The organism is Thalassotalea montiporae (genome assembly GCF_053485855.1).
Window position 1 is genome coordinate 235,858 of record NZ_JBQRUO010000001.1, and the last position, 20,502, is coordinate 256,359.

Genomic DNA, 20,502 nt, shown 5'->3' on the forward strand with positions numbered 1-20,502 from the left:
AGTCTACTTATGCAGATTCGTTAAGCGCTAGTGGTAGCGAACGAAGGCGCTTGCCGGTCGCGGCATAAATTGCATTGCCAATCGCTGCTGCGATAGGAGGCACGCCTGGTTCACCCACACCTGTTGGCGGCTTGGTTGACGGCACAATATAAACGTTAATTTGTGGTGCTTGCGGGTAACGCATGATCGGATAGTCATGAAAGTTCGTTTGCGTTATTTGGCCTTGCGTAATCTTAACTTGGCTGTTCAATGCGGCCGACATGCCGAAAATAATGCTGCCTTCCATTTGCGCTTTGATAACGTCGGGGTTGATCGCGACACCGCAATCAATAACGCAGGTCACCGAGTGGACAATAATCTTATCGGCCTCGACTGAAACATCAGCAATTTGTGCCACTGCGGTTTTTAATGAACGATGCACGGCAACACCTAAGGCGCGCTTGCCTCTGCTTGTTGGTTCTGGGCTTGTCGATGCTGGTTTAGCTGGCCAATTAGCTTGTTTGGCAGCAATGCTTAGCACTTGCTTTAGCCCTTCATCTTTTAGGTTTTTCAAGCGAAACTCGACAGGATCATGTGCGGCTTGGTAGGCGAGCTCATCAATAAAAGTTTCTTTAAAAAAACCACTAAGTGAATGACCTACGCCGCGCCAGTAGCCTGTGCGGATGCCCGGATCGTATGTGACATTGCGAATTTCACAATGCTCAGGCAAGTAGTCTTCAAATAGCCCTTCAACGCTCGACGTTTCATTCTTCCAGTTGTTGATCACATCGCCGCCGCGTTTCGCCAGCCATGCAGAAACGCCCGACGGCACAAAGGCTGGCAGCACAGCAGGCAAGGCTTCTGGCAGCACATAGGGGAAAATATTAGGGCCAGCTCGTCGGCCACTAAGTACTTTTAAATAGCCATTATCGTCAACTTTCGCTTGGTATTGAATAAGTGCTGGAGGTCGATAATAGTCATTGTGCAAGTCTTCGGTGCGCGACCAAATAAGTTGAATCGGCTTATTGGTTTGACGGGCAATGTGAGCGGCTTCCAAAATATAGTCTACGCCAACACGTCGACCAAAACCGCCGCCCATAAATTGGTTGCGCAAGGTAACTTTGTCGCGATTAAGATCCAGCAGATCAGCGACACCGTTACGGGCAAATTCTGGCGCTTGCGTACCAACCCAAATATCACACTGCTCATCATTGATATGAACAATGCAGTTCATTGGCTCCATGGTCATATGGGCCAGATAAGGTGCGAAATAAGTCGCGCTATGATGATTTAGCGCTTGGTATTCATCGTCGTTTAGGGCATCAGCACCATCACCTTGTATAAACGCTTTAACACCGGATTCTTGTGATAGCTTTTGCGTTAGGTGTTGTGGTAACTCATTACTATTGAATGTCGCTAAATCCCCTTGTGACCAATTGATATCGATCAGAGGAATCGCTTGTTGTACTTGCCAGTAATGTTTAGCAACAATGGCAAGACCTGTAGGCACCGCGACAACATCGGTTACCCCCTCTAGCGCAAGCGCTCTGCTGGCATCAAAATCGACAAGTGTTGCATCTATACTTGGCCCATGGATAACGGTTGCACGATGTAAATTAGGCACATTTTCGCCCAAATCAATACCATAGTTTGCTTGCCCTGTGACTTTGGCTGTAATGTCGATTCGCTTGCTGTGTTTGCCAATGTGCTGAAATTCACTGGCGGCTTTAAGCGGGGCATTGTCAACGGGAGTTAGCTGAGCTGCCGCTGGAATAAAATCTCCCATTGGGTATTTATTGTCTTGGAATACAACAAAACCATTGTTAAGGGTTAGCTCATTTCGCTGGATACTGGAGTTTGTATTAAGGAGAGTACTGAGCTGAGTGCTGGCAGCCTTGAGTATCGTTTCTCGCGCATTCGCGGCAGCTTGGCGAAGCGGTCGGTAGTGTTCGCGAATACTGCTGCTGCCCCAGGTGCCTTGCATTTTGTAACCGGTATTGGTGTAGGTTTTATCAACCGGAGCAAAATGCACCTTGATGCGCTCAGGGGCAATCGCCAGTTCTTCGGCGATGAGTGTGGTTAGCCCGTGGTAAATACCTTGGCCCATTTCATCTCGTGGCAACACAAAGTGCACTTCACCTGTGGCGAGTATTTGAATAAAGCCTTCATCTTGATAACTTGCGCTACTTGTTTGCGCAAAGGCATTGGGTTTCGCCGCACAGCCTGAAACGGGAACAATTAAACTGGCACCAGATGCCGCTGCAAGCTTAGTACTTAACTTGAGAAAGCCACGACGAGTAATAGTCATTACATTGCCTCCCTTGTAGCTTTTACTGCTGGGCCAGCTTCGTTAGGCACTTCTCGCTTAGCGGGTTCATATATTTCGACGCCATTGGCAGTATTGCTAGATGAAGCGCTAGTGTTTATCGGTGACTCTTTTAGTGAACTTTGCTGCAATGATTGCTTGTTGTTGATCACTCGCTTAATCGCTTTTTCAATTCGTGGGTATGTGCCGCAGCGACAGATATTGCCTGCCATCGCCGCTTGAATATCTTTGTCACTCGGATTGGTATTCTTCTCTAATAATGCCAACGCCGACATGATTTGCCCTGACTGGCAATAACCGCACTGTGGTACATTTTCATCGACCCAAGCTTGTTGCACCGGGTGCAATGTTTCGCCATCCGCAATGCCTTCAATTGTCGTTACCCTTTGACCATTAGCTGCACTGACAGGCAGTACACATGTGCGAACAGGCTCACCATTTAAATGCATAGTACATGCACCGCATAAGCCCATACCGCAGCCAAATTTGCTTCCTGTTAGGCCAATGACTTCGCGCACTACCCAAAGTAAAGGTGCGTTAGGATCAACATCTAGTGCTGTAGGTTTACCGTTAATTTCAAACTTGATCATCGTGTTTTCTAGCCGGTTCGAGGCAATTCGTTCGATTTTCTTCGATTATAGAGATATTTAATTCGTGCGTGTTATTCCTTTTTTTGTTTAGTGATAGCAAAGTTGGCTTGAAGTTTTCGCTTGCGGCTAGCGTATTGTCTTAATTTGGTTAATATAAGCGTTTTGCAATAACCATGAGATGCCAATGTTTACGGAATCTTTTACGCCACATTTTAGTGATACCGACGCGCTTGGTCACATTAACAATACAAAAGTTCCCATTTGGTTTGAAGGCGCTAGAACCCCAGTTTTCAGGCTGTTTACGCCAAGCTTAGATACCGCAAACTGGCCACTTATTTTGGCCAAAATTGATGTCTCCTTTGAAGCGCAAATGTATTATGGCGAGACCATGGAAGTGCGTACCGCAATTAGCCGAATTGGTGGCTCTTCATTTGATGTTTACCAAGAGCTTTGGCAAAACGGCCAGCGGGTTGCCAGTGGCACTGCGGTCATGGTGCACTTTGATTTCAAACAGCAAAAATCAGCAGTTATTCCAGAAAATATTCGTCAGCTATTAACCGAACATTTAGTCGAGTCGTCATCTGACGCTAGCTAGCTCTGGCTTGGCAGTAATGATCAATATTTGGGGACGAGATTTTTAGATCAGATAAAGATCTTTTACTGTTGCATCGAGCCACACAGTGGTAGAATCGATCAGCTAAGATGATCAATTTTCTATCGTGCGCCTGTGAGCGAATAACGATGGTTTTATAGTCAGTACGTGTTGCTTACTGTCAGATATTGAATAGGAAATATACATGGCCAGTCGTGGTATTAATAAAGTAATTATTGTAGGTAATTTGGGCCAAGACCCAGAAGTTCGTTTTATGCCAAACGGCGGCGCTGTGGCTAACTTTACCGTTGCAACCAGTGAAACTTGGAAAGACAAGCAAACAGGTGAGCAAAAAGAGAAAACTGAGTGGCACCGTATTGTCATGTATCAGCGTCTTGCTGAAATTGCTGGCGAATACCTGAAAAAGGGTTCTAAGGTCTACTTAGAAGGTCGTTTACAAACGCGTAAGTGGCAAAACCAGCAAGGCCAAGATCAATACACGACTGAAATTATCGTTAACGACATGCAAATGTTAGATTCTCGTGGCCAAGGTCAAGGTGGTTTCCAACAGCAAGGCGGTTACAACCAAGCACCTCAGCAGCAGGGCGGTTTTAAACCGGCAGCGCAACAAGGTGGCTTTAATCAGGCACCTCAACAGCAGGGTGGCTTTAACCAAGCACCTCAGCAGCAAGGTGGTTTTAATCAAGCGCCAGCGCAGCAACCAAGCCAACCACAAGGCGGCTTTAATCAAGCACCACAGCAGCAAGGTGGTTTCAATCAAGCACCTGCTCAGCAGCCAAGCCAAGCACAAGGTGGCTTTAACCAAGCGCCTCAGCAGCCAGCAGCACCTAAGGTAAACCCACAAGAACCAACTATCGACTTTGACGACGATATTCCGTTCTAACGAGTGTGTTTTTACACGCTATTAGATAGCTAAATGGTGATTTAAGTGTATAGTCGCCAATAAAACAAAACCCAGCAACTAGGCTGGGTTTTTTAATTTTTGCTTAGCAAGCATTGTTAGTTTTACATTTGCGACTGTAAGTAGTTACTTAGCCCAATCTTATCAATTAAACCTAGTTGCTGTTCTAGCCAGAATGCGTGGTCTGACTCGGTATCGTTAATAAGCGTTTGCAGCATGTCGCGGCTAACGTAGTCTTGCTTGCTTTCACAAAGTGCCATCACTTCTTTAAGTTTCGCATCAACTGCGTATTCAACTCGTAAGTCACTGGCGAGCATTTCTGGTACGTCTTTACCTATTTTCAGGCCTTCACGTTTGACCATATCTGGTGTGCCTTCTAGAAACAAAATGCGTTCGATAAGCAGTGAGGCGTGGCCCTTCTCATCATCGAATTCATGGTCTATGCGTTCGAATAATTTATGTAGGCCCCAGTCATGATACATTCTGGAGTGGATAAAATACTGATCCATCGCTGCAAGCTCATAGGCAAGCAGGTCATTTAAGCTGTCGATTATTGCTTTATCACCTTTCATTGTTGTCTCCTAAAGCTGTGCTTGTAGGTATTTCTCAATACCCATGTTTGCTATTTGATACTCTTGTGTTTCGATCCAATCAATATGCTCTTCTTCACCTTCGAGGATCTCGGTCAACATGTCACGGCTCACAAAATCTTGCTCGGTTTCACACAAGGCAATAGCCTCTTGCAATACGGTGCGTTGGCCTAGTTCAAACGTGTAGTCGCATTTGAGCATTTCCGTGGTTTCTTCGCCAATGGCTAGTTGGCCAAGCTGTTGTAAATTAGGTAGGCCCTCTAGAAAGAGGATACGTTCAATGAGTTTGTCAGCCTGCTTCATATCGAGAATCGATTTTTTGTAGCACTTTTCGTTAAGTTGGCTGAACCCCCAGTTTTTGAAAATTCTAGCGTGCAGAAAATATTGATTGATCGACGTTAGCTCGGTTGTTAATACCTTGTTTAACATCGCGATAATGTCGGTTTGCGATTTCATGATATTGTCCGTAATGAGTAAAGGGCAATATCAGTATAGTGGGGATATAGGGGAATGCAAAAAATACAACAAAGTCAATGACTTGTTAAAAATAATGATTATCAATTAGGTTATTGATAGCAGCTTGTTTTAGTTAGCCAACATCTTTAAATAGGCTTTCATCAACGATGGTATTGTCGATAATTTGTTGGGTAAGTTTCACACAGGTACCGCATTGCGAGGCAATATCAAGCTGCTGTTTAAGTTCGCGAATTGAACCTACACCTTGCTCGATAACCATTTGTTTGATTTGCTTATCTGTAATGCCTTTGCAGATACAAACGTACATCGGTACCTCTTAAATGATCTGGAATATAAAAACGCAAGTGATAATAGTTATTATTTGATTTGTGATCAAGCAGTAATTTAAGCGGAATTTCTAAGCTATTAGCATTAAAGGATTTTTAATTTCTGAAGCTTTTAGCAGCTAGCTCAACTGGTATGAAAAACTGAGGTAACAAAAAAGCCTAGCTAACATTGCGTTAACTAGGCTTCTCTAGTGAAAACGGACAATCGAGGTTGATTACGCTAATAATAAATATCCTGTTTGTTGTGGACTTGAGGGTCTTCAACTAACTCCTCAAAATTAACTTCAAAACTGCTGTTATTGTCGGTGTCAGCTATGTATACGGTACGTGTAGAGCTGTCTATCCATGTTACGGTGCCACTTCCTTTCTTACTGCCGCACTTCATGCCTATATGAATATCGTTAAACTCCATTGTTCCTCCTAAAAAGAAAAGTTGAGATATACCGCAGATGTTTAGATTAAACGTTCTGCTGATAGTTCCCAGATCACAATTCATGTTCAGTTTTGTATAAAAAACAAACAGGCGAATTACCAGTATAGAAGTAAATCAGTAGCTTGCTAGTTTTTCGGAGTGTTTTTAAAAAGTGCTTAAAAATTAGTGGCTAAGGTAAGAATAGTGCACCTAGTGTGGTTGCTTTTTCAGCGCCAGTCACGGCCGGCATGTTACTAGGCAGCTGGTTGATATAAGCAAAGGCAAGCCAAGCAAATGCCATTGCTTCGAGTTGGTCGCCATCAATTTCCAGTAGTTCTATTGCAGCAACAGAAACGCTATCAAGCTCTTTTGCTAACGCCTGTTGAAGTGTTGGATTTAAACGACCACCGCCACAAAGCCAAACTGCGCAAGTTTGTGTTGAACCCGCGATAAGTTTCTTTATTTGATCAGCGATAGTTCGCGCCGTCAATTTAAGTAGGGTTGCTTGTACGTCTTCTGGTTTGTGCGCTTGGTTGTCCAAATGCTTATTTAACCATGCGAGGTTATATACTTCGCGCCCCGTACTTTTCGGTGCGGGTTGTTTGAAGAAGTCGTCACTTAGCAGGGTGTTTAGTAATTTTTGATTGTAAGCGCCTGAAGCTGCCCATTCGCCATTTTTATCAAAATAACTGTCTTGATGATGCTGTTGGTACCAATCATCGAGTAAGCAATTGCCGGGGCCTGTATCATAGCCCTGAACATCTTGGTTATTGCTCGGTAAGTAAGTTAGGTTGGCGATTCCGCCAATATTAACAATAACATTGTGATTATTTGCCGCTGGTGTGCCTGCTAAAAGAAATTGATGAAATGGCGGTACGAGCGGCGCGCCTTGGCCACCAAGTGCAATATCTTTTAAGCGAAATTGACCAACCACCGGTATCCCAGTTAAACAGGCTAATGTTTGGCTACAGCCAATTTGTAAGGTAAAAGGGTGTGTTTCTGCTTGGCTCGCTAGTGACGGACGATGGCGAATGGTTTGGCCATGGTTACCTATTGCTATGATCTGCTCTGCATCAAGGCTTGCGTTGGCAAGCAGCGTTTTTACCGCACTGCTAAATTGTTTAGCAAGCGCTTTATCCAGGCGTCCCATTCGCTCTATTTCATTATCACTGCTGAGATAAAGCGAAGTGATTTGCGACTGGGTTATGTTGTCATAGGCTTGATAATGGCTAGCGACAAGTACTGGTTTACCGTGGCTGAAATCGACAAGGGCAACATCAATGCCGTCGGCGCTAGTACCCGACATTAAACCAATGTAATAACGTGTCATTGTCAGCCAGTTAGCCGTTGTTGCTGTTGGTGCCTTGCATGGCTAATAACGCTTGCTTTGAGCCATTAAGCTCTTGAATGCGCTTTTGTGCAACGGCAGCAAATGCTTGTTTGTACTTTTTCGCGATCGGTTTTGCATCTGGCAGTTTAACCGTACGCGGATTACGGTGCGTACCGTTAACTAAGAATTCATAGTGCAAGTGTGGTGCTTGTGACATTCCGGTTGAACCAACGTATCCAATGACTTCACCTTGCTTAACGCGTTGGCCTTTTTTCACCGCTCGCTTAGAGAAATGTAGATATTTAGTAACGATACCGTCGCCATGTTGAATAAATACATAGTTGCCATTGTACTTGTTGTAAGTCGAGTGGGTGACTTTACCATTGCCTGCCGCAACTACCGGTGTGCCCGTTGAAGCTCGGTAATCTACGCCATTGTGCGCTTTCCAACGTTTTTGGATCGGGTGGAAACGGCGTGGCTTAAAGTTAGAGCTGATATAGCGGAAATTAACTGGCGCTCGCAAAAATGCCTTGCGCATACTTTTGCCTTCCGGCGTGTAGTATTCGTCGTCAGTGAAGCGAATAGCCTTAAATTCTTCGTTTTGGTTAACAAATTCTGCCGCCAGAATTTTACCAGGGCCTATGTATTCACCGTCAACATAGCGGTTTTCATAAACAACGTGAAAGCTGTCGCCTTTGCGAATATCTAGCGCAAAATCGATATCCCAACCAAAAATATTGGCGAGCGAGATAATTTGGTTATCGTCTAAGCCAGCGCTGATACCAGCATTCCAAAAACTTGAATTAATGATGCCATGCGCAAAGGTTTCACGTACTTCAACTGCTTTTTCTTCAGTACGAGTTTGGTAGCTATCGTCAATACGCTCAACGTACAAGGTTTTGATTTTCGACAGAGGATAAGCCAATGACACTAATTCGCCTTGCTCGTTTTTACCTAAGCGTAGGGTATCACCAACGTTAATTTTCTTGAGCTGTTTGGCTGCTTTATCAATTTCATAAGTGGTGCGCGCACTTAGGCCAGCACGCTTGAAAATCTTAGCCAGTGAATCACCTTTTTTAACTCTTGCTGTCTGCCATTTTAATTCCGGCGTTTTAGGCTCTGGTGCTTCAATTTCTTGCTTAACAGTGGTTTGGTGTAAATTGTTAGCAAGTGTTTCAGTAGGTGAGGTTTGAGTGTTTTTTGAACTCTTTTCAGTGCTTTGTTGATGATTTTCTTGAGTAATGCCCTGTGTTTTTTCACTCGCTGTGACTTCTGCAACACCTAGCGCGGTAACTTGATAACGTTTGCCAACTTCCAATGCAGGTGTTTGTTTGCTGGCGGTTGCTTTCTCTGATGGCAACAGCAACGACAGTACAAGTAGCGAGGACACTACGCTGATCACTACCTTGTGCTGTTTAGGCAGTGATAAATATAAATTTTTTATATTTTTCAATTGGCTACTACTCAAGTGATCAACTAGGAACAAAAACAATTGTGCCACTATAACAAAAAAATACAGCTTAAACAGTAACAGGGTTTTATCCAGCCCCTAATTTACAGTAGAATCGGCGACCTATTGATGAATAATATTGACCGATGTGGAGCGAGTTACATGACTGATGTCAGCCAAGCGTTTGCTGAAATTAAACGTGGTGCCGAAGAAATTTTGCTAGAAGATGAGCTGTTAGAAAAGCTTAAGCAAGGTAAACCATTAAAAATTAAAGCAGGCTTTGATCCAACAGCTCCAGATTTGCACCTAGGTCATACGGTTCTGATCAACAAATTACGTCAGTTCCAACAGTTAGGTCACGAAGTCATTTTCCTTATTGGTGATTTCACTGGCATGATCGGTGACCCAACGGGTAAAAACGTTACTCGTAAGCCGTTAACGCAAGAAGATGTACTTGCCAACGCTGAAACCTACAAAGAGCAAGTTTTTAAGATTCTTGATCCTGCAAAAACACGTGTGGAATTTAACTCAACATGGATGGAAAAGTTAGGTGCTGCGGGCATGCTAAAACTGGCTTCACGCCAAACCGTCGCACGTATGATGGAGCGCGATGACTTTAAAAAGCGCTATGCAGGCGGCCAAGCAATTGCCATTCACGAATTTATGTACCCACTTGTTCAAGGTTGGGATTCTGTAGCACTTGAAGCTGATGTTGAGCTTGGTGGTACCGATCAAAAGTTCAACTTATTGATGGGTCGTGAACTACAAAAAGTGGAAGGTCAACGCCCGCAAACGGTATTGATGATGCCATTACTTGAAGGCTTAGACGGCGTTCAGAAGATGTCTAAGTCGTTAGGTAACTACATTGGTATTACCGACACGCCAACGGAAATGTTCGGCAAGATCATGTCAATTTCTGATGATTTGATGTGGCGCTACTACGACTTACTAAGCTTTAAGCCGATTGAAGAAATCGACGCATTCAAACAGCAAATCGCAGATGGCGCGAACCCGCGTGACGTAAAAATTGAATTAGCGAAAGAAATTATCGCACGTTTCCACGATCAAGCGGCGGCAGATGCTGCTCACCAAGAGTTCATTAACCGTTTCCAAAAAGGTGCGATGCCAGACGAAATGCCAGAGCTAACCGTTGCCACTACCGACGGTGTAATCGCCATCGCCAACTTACTTAAAGAAGCGGGCTTAGTGGCTAGTACCTCTGAAGCGATGCGGATGATTAAGCAAGGCGCTGCGAAAATTGATGGCGAGAAAGTAGCAGACAATAAAGTACAAGTTGCAAGCGGTACCACGGCTGTTTACCAAGTCGGTAAACGCAAATTTGCACGTGTGACTACTGCGTAGTAAATCAGCCTTACTGATATTTAAAAAAACCAGCAAGTTTGCTGGTTTTTTTATGCTTGTATTTTCTTGGTCACTCGGTAGGCTAACTGACAAGAGTCGTTAAATAATAAACACTAATCTATGCGAATCAGCTCGCTTAAACGCTTTTTTCACTTCACTAAGTTTACTCGCCGCTTGTGCTGGTTTAGCGCTTTTTTATTGTTAACTGCTTGCAGTTCACAACCTAAAATTGCCATTGTGAAATATCAGCCGATTTTTGATTTTAGCCAAGTGCAAAGCTATGGCTTGTACCAGCGTAATGACGAATTTAACGACTGGCAGCTAATCAGCGATAGTCTGCGTAATGGTATTGAGCTGGCAATAGAGCAAGCAATGGATAGCCAAGGTTTCGCGTTTAAAGACAGCAGCGAAGCAGATGTGATCTTAACCTACTATGTTGTGCGTCGCAGTGCTCGTAGTTTTAAAACCTACAACCGTGGTGTTAACTATTGTTCATACTGTTTAACAAATAGCAAAACAGGTACGCGTGCCGAGCGACTCGATATCAAAGCGGGAAGTTTAGTGATTGATGTGATTCAGCCTAAACATCGACGCTCTATTTGGCGAACGAACTACCCACTTGGCCTGAACGAGAAAGACACCAGTATTGAGGTGAATGCAAAAATTAGCTTTGCGGTCGCGGCAATGCTCAAGCAATTTAGCCAAACTCAACAATGGATTACCTCGCATGCCACTTAGATCTTCTGGTGATCGGATGGGACAAAACACCTTACAACAGGCAATTTTTAGATGGTTAATTATTGCTTGTGTGGTGCTAGCCTTGCTGACTAGCGTGTTATTGGCGTTAGGCTACATGCTCAAAGAAAATGAACGTAAAACCAGAGCATTGATAGAAGCATCTCAACATGATCAACAATCCACACGCCCGCGCGCCCAGCAGGTAGTGACAGCACCACCACATGCTGAGTCTACAACGCCTTTAATTGAATTGACTAATGAGATTTCGCCTACCACTGAGCTTTTGCCTGAACCTGAACAGTCGCAACTAACGCTGGCCACTCAAGGTGGTGAGGAGAGCGCAGAAAGCGAGGTTGAAGCAAAGGTGAAAGCACAGCTATTAAAAGATCTAGCGCGCTTGCGCCAGTTAGAACAAGCGAAACAGACCATATTGAATAATTTAGTTTGCCAAGATGTTAGTCAATGCCGTTTTGTTGATACAAGCTCTATCGAGCTCGGTTGCGTTGTCGCCGTGAATACCATAGGTAAAAGTATGTTAAGTAAAGCGCAATTTGTGCAAACGTTCAGCCAAAATGACAGTGAATGTGAAGAGCGAATTAGCGAGCTTTCACTTACTTGCCATCACAATATGTGTTCCATTGAATAGAACACTTACGACCCCGACTAAACACATTATTGAACTCACTAAGCCACTACCGCTAAGCTATTTTCAATAAACTATTGTCACCAAGTGATGCTCGCATCTTCTTTTGGCTTGGGTATAATGCCGAACATCTTCCGATAACAGTGTAATGACTATGTCTTTCCCCAATGATGAAACGGGTAATGTCCTGCAGGAAATGCAGCAAGCAGGCATTGAGTTAAATGAAATGCATGATGTTGTGTTTTTTCAATTATTCGAGCAAAAAGCGCAAGCGGAGCAGTTGGTTGCTCACCTACAAGCAGTAGCGCCAGATATGGTAGTAAAGCTTCATCCTGATGAAACGCCGAATGTTTGGGACGTTGACTGTACGGTGCGTATGGTACCAAGCTATGAAGGGATCGTCGCCCAAGAAGCCGAATTTGAGCAACTTGCGGCCAAGTTCAGTGGTTACAACGACGGCTGGGGTATTGAAGCCTAGCTGTTTTTCGTTAATACGTCGTGTGTGATTAGCAGCACTCACGACGTTTAGGCCAAATCCTATCGCTAATCAGCTATCGTTATCTTTGTCACGAATATGGAAGGCTGGCAAAGATACTCGCCAATAAATAGCAGCTAGGCGCAATAAGAGTGTTGTCAGAATCGCGGCAATCAACGTCAGAGTGTGATCTTGGCCATACCAAGAGAGCAGGGCAAACAAGCTACTTCCTAACATGGCAGCAGTTGCGTATATCTCTTGTCGTAAAATTAGTGGAATAACATTACACAAGACATCACGGATCATACCACCCGCTACCCCGGTAATTGTGCCTAAAACAACTGCCGCAGGAATTGGTGCCCCCAGCGATAAAGCTTTTTCCGTGCCAACCACAGCAAAGAGCGCCAAGCCAAAGGCGTCGGCTATTAATAAAAATCGTGTCGGTATACGTTTGGGGCGGCGAATAAATAAAATGGTTAACAGCGCCGTTAAGCAGATCACCCATAGGTAGTAACTGTTAGCCAGCCAAAACACGGGCGCATCAAGAATGATGTCGCGAATGGTGCCTCCGCCTATCGCTGTTACGGCAGCAAGCACAATGACGCCGAATGGGTCGAGTTTAAAGCGTCCTGCCATCAGTGCGCCGGAAAGGGCAAAAACAACCGTACCAAATATATCTAGCCAGAATAACAACTCGGTCATTTAATCCTGTTACTCCACAGTTTTCAGCGGTAAACCGTTAGCCTGCCACGCAATAATGTCGCCAGTTAAATGCCAAATATCGGTATAACCTTGTTTGCGAAGTAATTGCTCAGCAACTGCCGCCCGTCTACCAGAGCGGCAATAAACAATAATGTTGGCTGCCTTATCACTTGGCAGTAAAGCGAGAGTATTGGCCAGTTCCGTATGGCTAATATTGATTGCCGATTGAATATGGCCAGTTTTAAATTCTTCTGCGGTGCGCACATCTAGCAGCGTATAGCCACTGGTAAGCGGTGCATTGACTAAGCTTAGTACGTGTGCCTGTGACACGCTTGGCCGCTCAGATGCCCAGACAAAACTGCTAACGGTAACAAGTAGCAATTGCAGGCTAGCTGCTAACTTATTCATTTGAACCCCTAGTAACAGATAAAAGTATTTTCTAGTTTTTAAAGCTTAGGTTATGACGCTCAAGTTTTACGTATGACGCTATGTCGCATAACTTTACTCAGCTTAATTATAGCGATGATACGTTCACGAACAGTATATGGCATGCAGGTAATAGCAAATTAGCTCAGGCTTTGACTCGCTGCCCAAGCAAACACATAATAACTAACGACTAAGATAACCAGTAGGGTATTGATACGGCCAATAAATTGGTAAGCCTGACTAATCGTATTGATATCTGGCGCGCGGCCTTTAGGATTAAACTCGACGCGTCTTAATTTTTTACCTTCATACATAGCCACACCCGCTAACTTGGTATTTAGTGCAATGGCAAAAAACTGCAGTAAAGCATCATTATTTAATTGGAATATTTTCGGTAAGGTTAATCGCCACAATAGGGTTGATTGTTGGCCAAGAGATAACAACAAACCGGCGAGCAGGAAAAGTCGACTCGGCAACCACGTAATCAACTGTGATAGCGCATTTACAAAGCCGCCAAAGTGCATCATGTTGCTGCGTTTAGGGTTCCAAGCGTAGTGCATTTCCAACAGTAAGCGATAACTGATAGCCGCCAGTGCGCCGCCCACAAGATAAATCGCAATGACGCTGACCGTAAGTTGCATGTGTTTGATAATCAGCGCTTCAATGGTCGCCTTGGACAACCCCATGGCAGAAAGCTGACTGGTGTCTCGCAGTACAAGCCGTTTAAGGGTTTGTTTGGCCTTATAATTATCGCCAGTGCGCAGTGCTTTAGAAATCGTTTTCGCATTGGGTACAAGCGTTAATGAACCAAGCGCAAAATACAGCAATAGGCCTTGCCAGAGCTCTGGAATCGCAACGAAATCGGCAAATAACCATAGGATTACCCACAATGGCGTGAAGGTAACGATAACTGCGACAAAGCCTGAAATGCTTTGCTGACTTTGGCCGTTTTCAGCTTTGTTGACTTTGTTAGCCAGTTGCAAACAAAAGAATTGAAAAAATTGCCAAGGGTTATGTGCTGCAATGGTTTGCAGCACACGCTTAACCAGTAATACCGCCAACAGTAAAACAATACTTTCAAATTGTGGTGGTATTGCGGCTAACCAGTCCATTAGTTAAGAGTCACGCCCTCTAGTGAGTTGATCATATTGATCACTAACTCAGATGAGTTAACAGACGCGGTTTCCAAGTAGGCTTCAAATGAGGTTGGAGATTCTTTGCCTGCAATATCAGACATCGAGCGAATAACCACAAATGGCACATTAAATTTGTGACAAGTTTGTGCAATCGCTGCACCTTCCATTTCAACTGCTGCCATAGTTGGGAAATTGGCACGTGCTTTAGCGATATCTTCATCGGCAGTCATAAAGGTATCACCCGTTGTGATCAAGCCAACTAGCGCATTAATATTATCCAGTTTTTTAATCCCAGCTTTTGCTGCTTCAACCAATGCAGGGTGCGGAATAAAAGCGGCTGGGTTAGCTGGCAATTGGCCAATTTCGTAACCAAAAGCTATAAGATTAACATCGTGATAGCGCACTTCAGAGCTAACAACAATATCACCCACTTTAAGTGATTGTTCAAAACCACCCGCAGAGCCCGTATTGACCACATAATCAGGCGAAAATTTGTCGATCAATAAAACGGTAGCTAGTGCTGCGGCAACTTTACCTATACCAGATTGAACAATAACTACATCGTGCCCGTTTAGCTGTCCTTCGTGAAATTCGAAGCCGCCGTGTTGGGTTGTTGTTGGGTTAGTTAAGGCTGCTTTTAAAATGGCAACCTCTGGCTCCATTGCGCCAATAATACCTGCTTTCATCGGAAATCTCGGTTAAAAATAGTTAGCGCGATTATACGCCATTACACATTAACAGCCACTGGTAACTGTGCCAATACGTGGTTCAGCACCCGTTTTAGGGTTGAAATAATAAGCGTAGCAGGCGTCAGCTAATCGGTAGCCTTGTGGCCAAACCAACATCAAGCCGTTGCTACTGGCTGGGCTTGGTGTGAAATCTAAGTTGGGGGCTGTGTTTTGGTTACCAACACCACACAAGTCATTAATGGTGCACTCTGCAGTAGGGTTGGTAAAAGTAATGTTTTGACCAACATTAAGTAAGAATTGCCATGCGTTAGCCCAGTGACCACTGGCATAACCTTGCTCGATCGCAACGTTGCTACCGTTTACCGTAATATTACCGTCTTCTATATTGTCAACGCGTGCTTTGGCTGCAACCAATGATGAACTTGAAGCGATGGCTCCGGCTACCCCTTCGATAACGGCTTCGCGGCTGTCAGAGGCAAGATCAATAAAACGCGGCGCAGCAACGGCGGCTAAAATGCCAAGAATAACAATAACAACAACAAGTTCGATAAGGGTAAAACCCTGATGGCGTGATTTCATAATTACAACTTTTTAACAACGATAAGTGGGCGCAAGATTATCAAGTTTGAAGGGGCAAAGCAAAGCTAGCCCGCTGTTGAGGTAGAGTTGGGCTAGCTAGAAAAAGTGAAATTTTAAGGGCTAGTTTAAAAGCTAGTTTAAGTGAACTAACTAAAGCCAATTTAGTGGGGCATCGCCGCCATTGATGGTGTGGCTAGAGATGGTGTTTGAGCAGCCATTTCTTTGGCAGCATTGGCTGTAATAACCCCAGCATTTCTTGGACGTGCTTTCACCATTGGCGCAGGAATAACGCGACCTTTGACTTTCGGCATTGTTTTTACACTGCGACCAAGCACTTTACTGCCTAAACAAGCGCGAATTTCTTCAACCGTGTAATTAGGCTTAACTTTGATACGCACATGTGGAATGGAAGCCGCTTCTAACGCGCCGCTAACAAACCAATCTTTTTTCACTTTATAACCGCGTCCGTTAGTGTCTACTAGGTCAACAGCGCCTAGTAGTTTCATTGTGCTACGTTGGCAAATAACAAAGTCTAAATATTTATTGTTGGCGCTTTTCAGCGCAGCTTGTGTGGCTTTTTTCGAGACACCGCGACGAATATTGACAATGTCAGCTAGGGCTACACGGTTAAGCACACGGTATTCAGGGCCAAGGGCACTTTCGACAAGCGTCAGAAAGTTTTTCTCAGCGGCTGTGTATACAGCTGGCTTGCTATCAAATGGGAATGGAAAGCTGTTATCCGTTAATCGGCTAGCCAATACGGCAACAATTGCAATTAAACTGATTAGGGCAAAAAGGATAAGCTCCATAAACATCTCCAAGTATTCAAATTCTTGACGGGGTTCTTTATAAACCTGTTAAAGCAGAATACGTGCCAGAGATCTTTGGTGGAGCTTATTTTATTCGTTTAATACTACTTAGCTCTTGAATAAGGCAAACTAACTTGGATAGTTTGCTGCTAGTGCATCATAAACCTGTTGTTGGAAGTCGTTCGCGCTGCTATCAAGCTTGCTCACAACGTCAGCTAATACTTCGTTGTCTTCCTTACCGTGCCACACTTTGATGTAAGTGCCTTCTTTATAGCCATAATCTTGGCGGAAGAAGTTCAGGGTGTTTTTACCGACATACTGACGGAATAACTCGTCTAAGTTCATGTCCATTAAACGCATGCAGTCGGCAAACGCTTGGGCGTTAAATTCACGTTGGCTTACAGCTGCTGAAGCAAGCTGTTCTAGCGCGAGTTTAAAGTCTGTTTCTTCGCTAGCTGTTGCTAATTCATTGGTAAGCGATGATGCAATGTCATCAACGCTAGCACCTGTCATCAAACGCAAACTTAAACCAAAATGAAAAATATCAACGAGCTCTAGTTGTACTTGTGGAACGTCAATTTCTTGGTGCTTCCACCACTTCCAGCCATGATGATCAAGCATTTCTGCGCACTCAACCCAAATGGCACGGTACCATTCGTAGCCATTTTCGCGCCAAGTCTCGCTTACTCGGCTATTCATCGCATCTTGCATGGCCAGCATTTGGCTTATTTGAGTGGTCGCGACTGTTTGTGTGCTCATTACTATCTCTTTTATGAAGTCTTTAAAATCAAAGGCTATAGTGTGCCTAAGCCGTGTATTGCATGCAACTTTTTGAAGGTTTTGTCTGGCGGAAAGCTCAGCTTTATCTAGCACGTTTGCACTTCCATTAAGCAATATTATCTTGCCAATGGGAATCTGGGCAACAGTCGTTACAACAGGCTAATAGCGAGTATTGTTGGTGTGACTAATGCCACGATAACGTTACACGCTAAATAGGCTGGCCGCTTGCCAATTTCAAAGCCATAAATAAATGCACCAATACAACTAACAATTGCCAATGGCATTGTAACAAGCGCCCAATAGGCATTTAAGGGCAATATTTTGAATTGGATTAATACTGCAATGAGCGCGAACGAAGAAAGTGTAGAAACAAGCAATATCACGGTTGCTATGGTGGCACCATAGTGAATGGGCAGGGTATTGCGGCCATGAGCTGCGTCTGCTTCTGTGTCAGGGAATTGATTCAGTAATAAAAGGTTGTTGATTTGAAAAAAAGTGATGCCTGCAATTAACAGCGCATCTAATGTTATTGTGTAGGTCAGTGCTAAAAAACTTCCCAGCGTAATGATCAAACTAAAGCCAACACCCGGTGAGATAAAACATAGCCAAGGCAAGGTGTTGAGGGTACGTGTGTATTGAATTACCACAGCTAAGCCAATCAGGCCAAGCGGCAGTAATAGCCAAGTGCGAGTAACACATAAGTAACCGCCTATGAGCACAATAAGCACTATACAGGTAATGGCAATGTTACGAGCCCAGTTGGCCGCGCTGGGAGTTGCGACGAGCGCGCCGCTGCCACCACTAAAGGGTGTGCGTTTCGTTGCTAGGTCTAAACCACTTTGAAAATCTAGGTATTCATTCAGGGTGTTGACGGCAATATGTGCTAACAGTGCACAACTGAAAATTAGAGAAAGGACAAGAATATTGATGCCATAACCATGATCCATTGCCATACTTGCTGCCAACCCAATACAGATTGGTGTTAACAACAGAAAAGGTGGGCGCATGGTCATGAACGCCGCTTTGACTTGCTCCATCACAGTGCTCTCACGTTCGGTTAGTCAGGTTATGGAAAAATAAAGGGCATCCAATGATGCCCTAGCCTTTAATCAAAAACTTATCTGAGGATTAAAGTGTTAAGTGCTCTCAATATATTGTTGTACCAGACGCTCTAAAATATCCAGTGGCACCGCACCATTTTTCAATACAACGTCATGGAAATCGCGCAAATCAAAGCGGTCGCCCAATACTTCTTTCGCTTGTTCGCGAAGTTCTAGGATTTTCATCATCCCTACTTTATAAGCGGTTGCTTGGCCTGGCATAACGATGTAACGCTCAATTTCTGAGACAACGTCAGACTGCGCCATACCAGTATTCGCTTTCATATAATCAATGGCTTGTTCGCGGGTCCAGCGCTTGGCATGAATGCCAGTATCAACTACTAAGCGAACGGCTCTAAATAGCTCTGCTTGCAAGCGACCAATATTATCAAACGGATTTTCCTGGAAACCTAATTCCCATGCGAGCTGTTCAGTGTAAAGCGCCCAACCTTCAGTGTAGGCTGTAAATGGCGAGATTTTGCGGATAAAGGGTAAACCTTCTAGTTCCATTGAAATCGCAATCTGGAAATGGTGTCCTGGAATGCCCTCGTGGTAGGCCAAAGTACGCATACTGTAAGTTGGCGTTGCTTTGATGTCGTATAGGTTGGCAAAGAATCGGCCGGGGCGAGAGCCATCGATCGCCGGTTGCTGGTAGTAAGCGCCTGGCGAAGTTTTTTCTTTAAACTCAGGAATACGAACAACTTCCATCCCAGCTTTTGGACGAATGCGGAACGCGCTATCTATGCCAACTTCAATTTCATCAAGAATTTTTTGATAGTCTTTCAGGATTTGTGCGCGACCTTCGTCACTATCTTCATAATAAAAGCGCTCATCTGCTGCGAGTGCTTCAATTGCTTGACTAAATCCTTGGCTGGTATCGAAGCCTTCACTCGCTAAAATTGCGAGAATTTCAGCTTGAATGCGCGCTACTTCCGATAAACCAATCTGATGAATTTCGTCGGCAGTGTAGTCTGTGGTGGTGAAAAACTTTAATGCGGCTTGGTAAGCCTTGTCGCCGTCAGGTAATCGCCAGAATCCCGCGTCTTCACCTGTACGCGGCTTAATGCGCTCAAAATACTCTATAAACAAATCATAGGCAGGGTAAACATAATCGACAATATTGCGCTCTGCACTGGCTAGAAGTCGGCTCTTATCTTGCTCGCTAACATCTGCAGCGTCATCAAGCTTGGTTCTTAACGAAGTGTAAAGGATATTTTCTTGTGCTGGTGTCGCGACAAAGGTGGTCATTTCATCGAGTACGCGGTCGACAACAAAGCGTGGCGGTAATATGCCTTTTTCTTCACGAAGCTGAATACCCGCTAATGTTTGTGCAAATTTAACACGTACGGCTTCAAGTCGTGAGAGATAATTTTCTGCATCTTCAACGCTATGCACTTGGTGTTGTGCTTCCATAAAGCTTGGGTAGCCATTTTGCACACCAAACAATTGATTAACAGGGTAGTTGTGGTAGCGGAATGGCTCAGATTGCTCGCCAAACTCGAGTAAATACAAGGTGATTTCTTTTGACAACTGATCGCTTTCTGACAAGCTGTCGTCATCGTAACTTAAAAGTACTTCTTTGATCTTTGGCAGCTTTTCATATAGTTCATCAGTGCTTTGAGGGCTGTTGTCATCGAGTTTGGCATTGTGTCCTTTGATGCCAAGTGATTCTAAAAAGCCAAGTGAAGTTAGCGTTTCAGGGCTTTCAAAAGCAAATTGGATCAGCGTACGGTCCAGAAAAGCGCGAAACATAAATGGTTTTTCTGCTTTCCATTCATGTGTGGCAAAGGCTGCTGCGGCGATCAGTATCACCAGCAGGCCTAGCAATAGGCGTTTAAAGAATGTTTTTATCATGGTTTTACTCTTTATTGGTTTTTTATACTTCTTTTGAGTCTAGCCAACTTAGCCTAGCATTTTGCATTGCCTTGAGTACATAAATATCAGCGAGTTAGCCCTCGCATGACAGAATAAATTCAACGGTATAGTCATGCATCAAACTTATAAACTCCTATTCATTTATATCATTGGTATTTGTCTGACGAATAACTAGTATTTTAACAATACACTAG

Annotated in this window: 23 protein-coding genes; 6 read left to right on the forward strand and 17 right to left on the reverse strand. The window is 44.2% G+C overall.

What is annotated here, in order from left to right:
• Positions 1 to 7: 7 nt before the first annotated feature.
• Both ACSLUR_RS01045 and ACSLUR_RS01050 read right to left on the reverse strand, forming a co-directional pair.
• Positions 8 to 2,287, reverse strand: coding sequence for a xanthine dehydrogenase family protein molybdopterin-binding subunit (locus ACSLUR_RS01045; RefSeq protein WP_448551005.1), 2,280 nt, complete (start codon positions 2,285 to 2,287; stop codon positions 8 to 10).
• Positions 2,287 to 2,895, reverse strand: coding sequence for a (2Fe-2S)-binding protein (locus ACSLUR_RS01050; RefSeq protein WP_448551007.1), 609 nt, complete (start codon positions 2,893 to 2,895; stop codon positions 2,287 to 2,289). Before ACSLUR_RS01050 ends, ACSLUR_RS01045 begins: the two co-directional genes overlap by 1 nt.
• Positions 2,896 to 3,079: 184 nt before the next feature.
• Here ACSLUR_RS01050 and ACSLUR_RS01055 point away from each other — a divergent pair, with 184 nt between their 5' ends.
• The gene (locus ACSLUR_RS01055) at positions 3,080 to 3,490 is read left to right on the forward strand and encodes an acyl-CoA thioesterase (RefSeq protein WP_448551009.1); all 411 of its coding nucleotides are present in this window, start codon (positions 3,080 to 3,082) and stop codon (positions 3,488 to 3,490) included.
• A 202-nt stretch (positions 3,491 to 3,692) separates the two neighbouring features.
• Positions 3,693 to 4,391 (forward strand): single-stranded DNA-binding protein, encoded by a 699-nt coding sequence (locus ACSLUR_RS01060; protein ID WP_448551011.1) that lies wholly within the window; start codon positions 3,693 to 3,695, stop codon positions 4,389 to 4,391.
• Between the two features lie 122 nt (positions 4,392 to 4,513).
• Here the strand turns inward: ACSLUR_RS01060 and bfr (ACSLUR_RS01065) are convergent, their stop codons facing one another.
• The 6 genes from bfr (ACSLUR_RS01065) to ACSLUR_RS01090 all read right to left on the reverse strand — a co-directional run bounded on the left by bfr (ACSLUR_RS01065) (position 4,514) and on the right by ACSLUR_RS01090 (position 8,988).
• The gene (bfr, locus tag ACSLUR_RS01065; protein ID WP_448551014.1) at positions 4,514 to 4,981 is read right to left on the reverse strand and encodes a bacterioferritin; all 468 of its coding nucleotides are present in this window, start codon (positions 4,979 to 4,981) and stop codon (positions 4,514 to 4,516) included.
• Positions 4,982 to 4,990: 9 nt separating this feature from the next.
• Complete coding sequence (bfr, locus tag ACSLUR_RS01070) at positions 4,991 to 5,455, reverse strand: bacterioferritin (RefSeq protein WP_448551016.1); 465 nt, start codon at positions 5,453 to 5,455, stop codon at positions 4,991 to 4,993.
• Between the two features lie 133 nt (positions 5,456 to 5,588).
• A complete protein-coding gene (locus tag ACSLUR_RS01075; protein WP_448551018.1) occupies positions 5,589 to 5,783 on the reverse strand; it encodes a (2Fe-2S)-binding protein in 195 nt (64 codons plus the stop codon).
• Between the two features lie 239 nt (positions 5,784 to 6,022).
• The gene (locus tag ACSLUR_RS01080; RefSeq protein ID WP_448551020.1) at positions 6,023 to 6,214 is read right to left on the reverse strand and encodes a hypothetical protein; all 192 of its coding nucleotides are present in this window, start codon (positions 6,212 to 6,214) and stop codon (positions 6,023 to 6,025) included.
• Between the two features lie 190 nt (positions 6,215 to 6,404).
• Complete coding sequence (locus tag ACSLUR_RS01085; protein WP_448551022.1) at positions 6,405 to 7,544, reverse strand: anhydro-N-acetylmuramic acid kinase; 1,140 nt, start codon at positions 7,542 to 7,544, stop codon at positions 6,405 to 6,407.
• A gap of 10 nt (positions 7,545 to 7,554) precedes the next feature.
• On the reverse strand, positions 7,555 to 8,988 hold the full coding sequence (locus ACSLUR_RS01090) for a peptidoglycan DD-metalloendopeptidase family protein (RefSeq protein ID WP_448552953.1): 1,434 nt from the start codon (positions 8,986 to 8,988) through the stop codon (positions 7,555 to 7,557).
• 168 nt (positions 8,989 to 9,156) lie between these two features.
• Between ACSLUR_RS01090 and tyrS the strand changes: the two genes are divergently transcribed.
• From tyrS to ACSLUR_RS01110, 4 genes are all read left to right on the forward strand, one after another.
• Entirely contained in the window at positions 9,157 to 10,356 is a 1,200-nt protein-coding gene (gene tyrS / locus ACSLUR_RS01095) for a tyrosine--tRNA ligase (RefSeq protein ID WP_448551024.1), read from the forward strand.
• 120 nt (positions 10,357 to 10,476) lie between these two features.
• Positions 10,477 to 11,094, forward strand: coding sequence for a DUF4136 domain-containing protein (locus tag ACSLUR_RS01100; RefSeq protein ID WP_448551026.1), 618 nt, complete (start codon positions 10,477 to 10,479; stop codon positions 11,092 to 11,094).
• Positions 11,084 to 11,740, forward strand: coding sequence for a hypothetical protein (locus ACSLUR_RS01105; protein WP_448551028.1), 657 nt, complete (start codon positions 11,084 to 11,086; stop codon positions 11,738 to 11,740). The genes ACSLUR_RS01100 and ACSLUR_RS01105 overlap by 11 nt, the downstream gene beginning before the upstream one ends.
• Before the next feature lie 145 nt (positions 11,741 to 11,885).
• Positions 11,886 to 12,215 carry a ribonuclease E inhibitor RraB gene (locus tag ACSLUR_RS01110; protein ID WP_448551030.1) on the forward strand — a complete coding sequence of 110 codons (330 nt, stop codon included), beginning with the start codon at positions 11,886 to 11,888 and terminating at the stop codon, positions 12,213 to 12,215.
• A 69-nt stretch (positions 12,216 to 12,284) separates the two neighbouring features.
• Here the strand turns inward: ACSLUR_RS01110 and ACSLUR_RS01115 are convergent, their stop codons facing one another.
• The 9 genes from ACSLUR_RS01115 to ACSLUR_RS01155 all read right to left on the reverse strand — a co-directional run bounded on the left by ACSLUR_RS01115 (position 12,285) and on the right by ACSLUR_RS01155 (position 20,287).
• The gene (locus tag ACSLUR_RS01115) at positions 12,285 to 12,914 is read right to left on the reverse strand and encodes a trimeric intracellular cation channel family protein (RefSeq protein ID WP_116015251.1); all 630 of its coding nucleotides are present in this window, start codon (positions 12,912 to 12,914) and stop codon (positions 12,285 to 12,287) included.
• A 9-nt stretch (positions 12,915 to 12,923) separates the two neighbouring features.
• Positions 12,924 to 13,322, reverse strand: a complete 399-nt coding sequence (locus ACSLUR_RS01120) for a rhodanese-like domain-containing protein (RefSeq protein ID WP_448551032.1) — start codon at positions 13,320 to 13,322, stop codon at positions 12,924 to 12,926.
• Between the two features lie 158 nt (positions 13,323 to 13,480).
• Positions 13,481 to 14,452, reverse strand: coding sequence for a cobalamin biosynthesis protein CobD/CbiB (locus tag ACSLUR_RS01125; RefSeq protein WP_448551034.1), 972 nt, complete (start codon positions 14,450 to 14,452; stop codon positions 13,481 to 13,483).
• Positions 14,452 to 15,162: a 5'-methylthioadenosine/S-adenosylhomocysteine nucleosidase gene (gene mtnN / locus ACSLUR_RS01130; protein WP_448551036.1), complete on the reverse strand. Its 711-nt coding sequence runs from the start codon at positions 15,160 to 15,162 to the stop codon at positions 14,452 to 14,454. The genes ACSLUR_RS01125 and mtnN overlap by 1 nt, the downstream gene beginning before the upstream one ends.
• A gap of 48 nt (positions 15,163 to 15,210) precedes the next feature.
• On the reverse strand, positions 15,211 to 15,744 hold the full coding sequence (locus ACSLUR_RS01135; RefSeq protein WP_448551038.1) for a type II secretion system protein: 534 nt from the start codon (positions 15,742 to 15,744) through the stop codon (positions 15,211 to 15,213).
• 161 nt (positions 15,745 to 15,905) lie between these two features.
• Positions 15,906 to 16,553 carry a DUF2726 domain-containing protein gene (locus ACSLUR_RS01140; protein ID WP_448551040.1) on the reverse strand — a complete coding sequence of 216 codons (648 nt, stop codon included), beginning with the start codon at positions 16,551 to 16,553 and terminating at the stop codon, positions 15,906 to 15,908.
• 129 nt (positions 16,554 to 16,682) lie between these two features.
• Positions 16,683 to 17,312, reverse strand: coding sequence for a dUTP diphosphatase (locus tag ACSLUR_RS01145; RefSeq protein WP_448551042.1), 630 nt, complete (start codon positions 17,310 to 17,312; stop codon positions 16,683 to 16,685).
• A gap of 170 nt (positions 17,313 to 17,482) precedes the next feature.
• Entirely contained in the window at positions 17,483 to 18,370 is an 888-nt protein-coding gene (locus tag ACSLUR_RS01150) for a prenyltransferase (protein WP_448551044.1), read from the reverse strand.
• A gap of 99 nt (positions 18,371 to 18,469) precedes the next feature.
• On the reverse strand, positions 18,470 to 20,287 hold the full coding sequence (locus ACSLUR_RS01155) for a DUF885 domain-containing protein (protein ID WP_448551046.1): 1,818 nt from the start codon (positions 20,285 to 20,287) through the stop codon (positions 18,470 to 18,472).
• Positions 20,288 to 20,502: the final 215 nt, after the last annotated feature.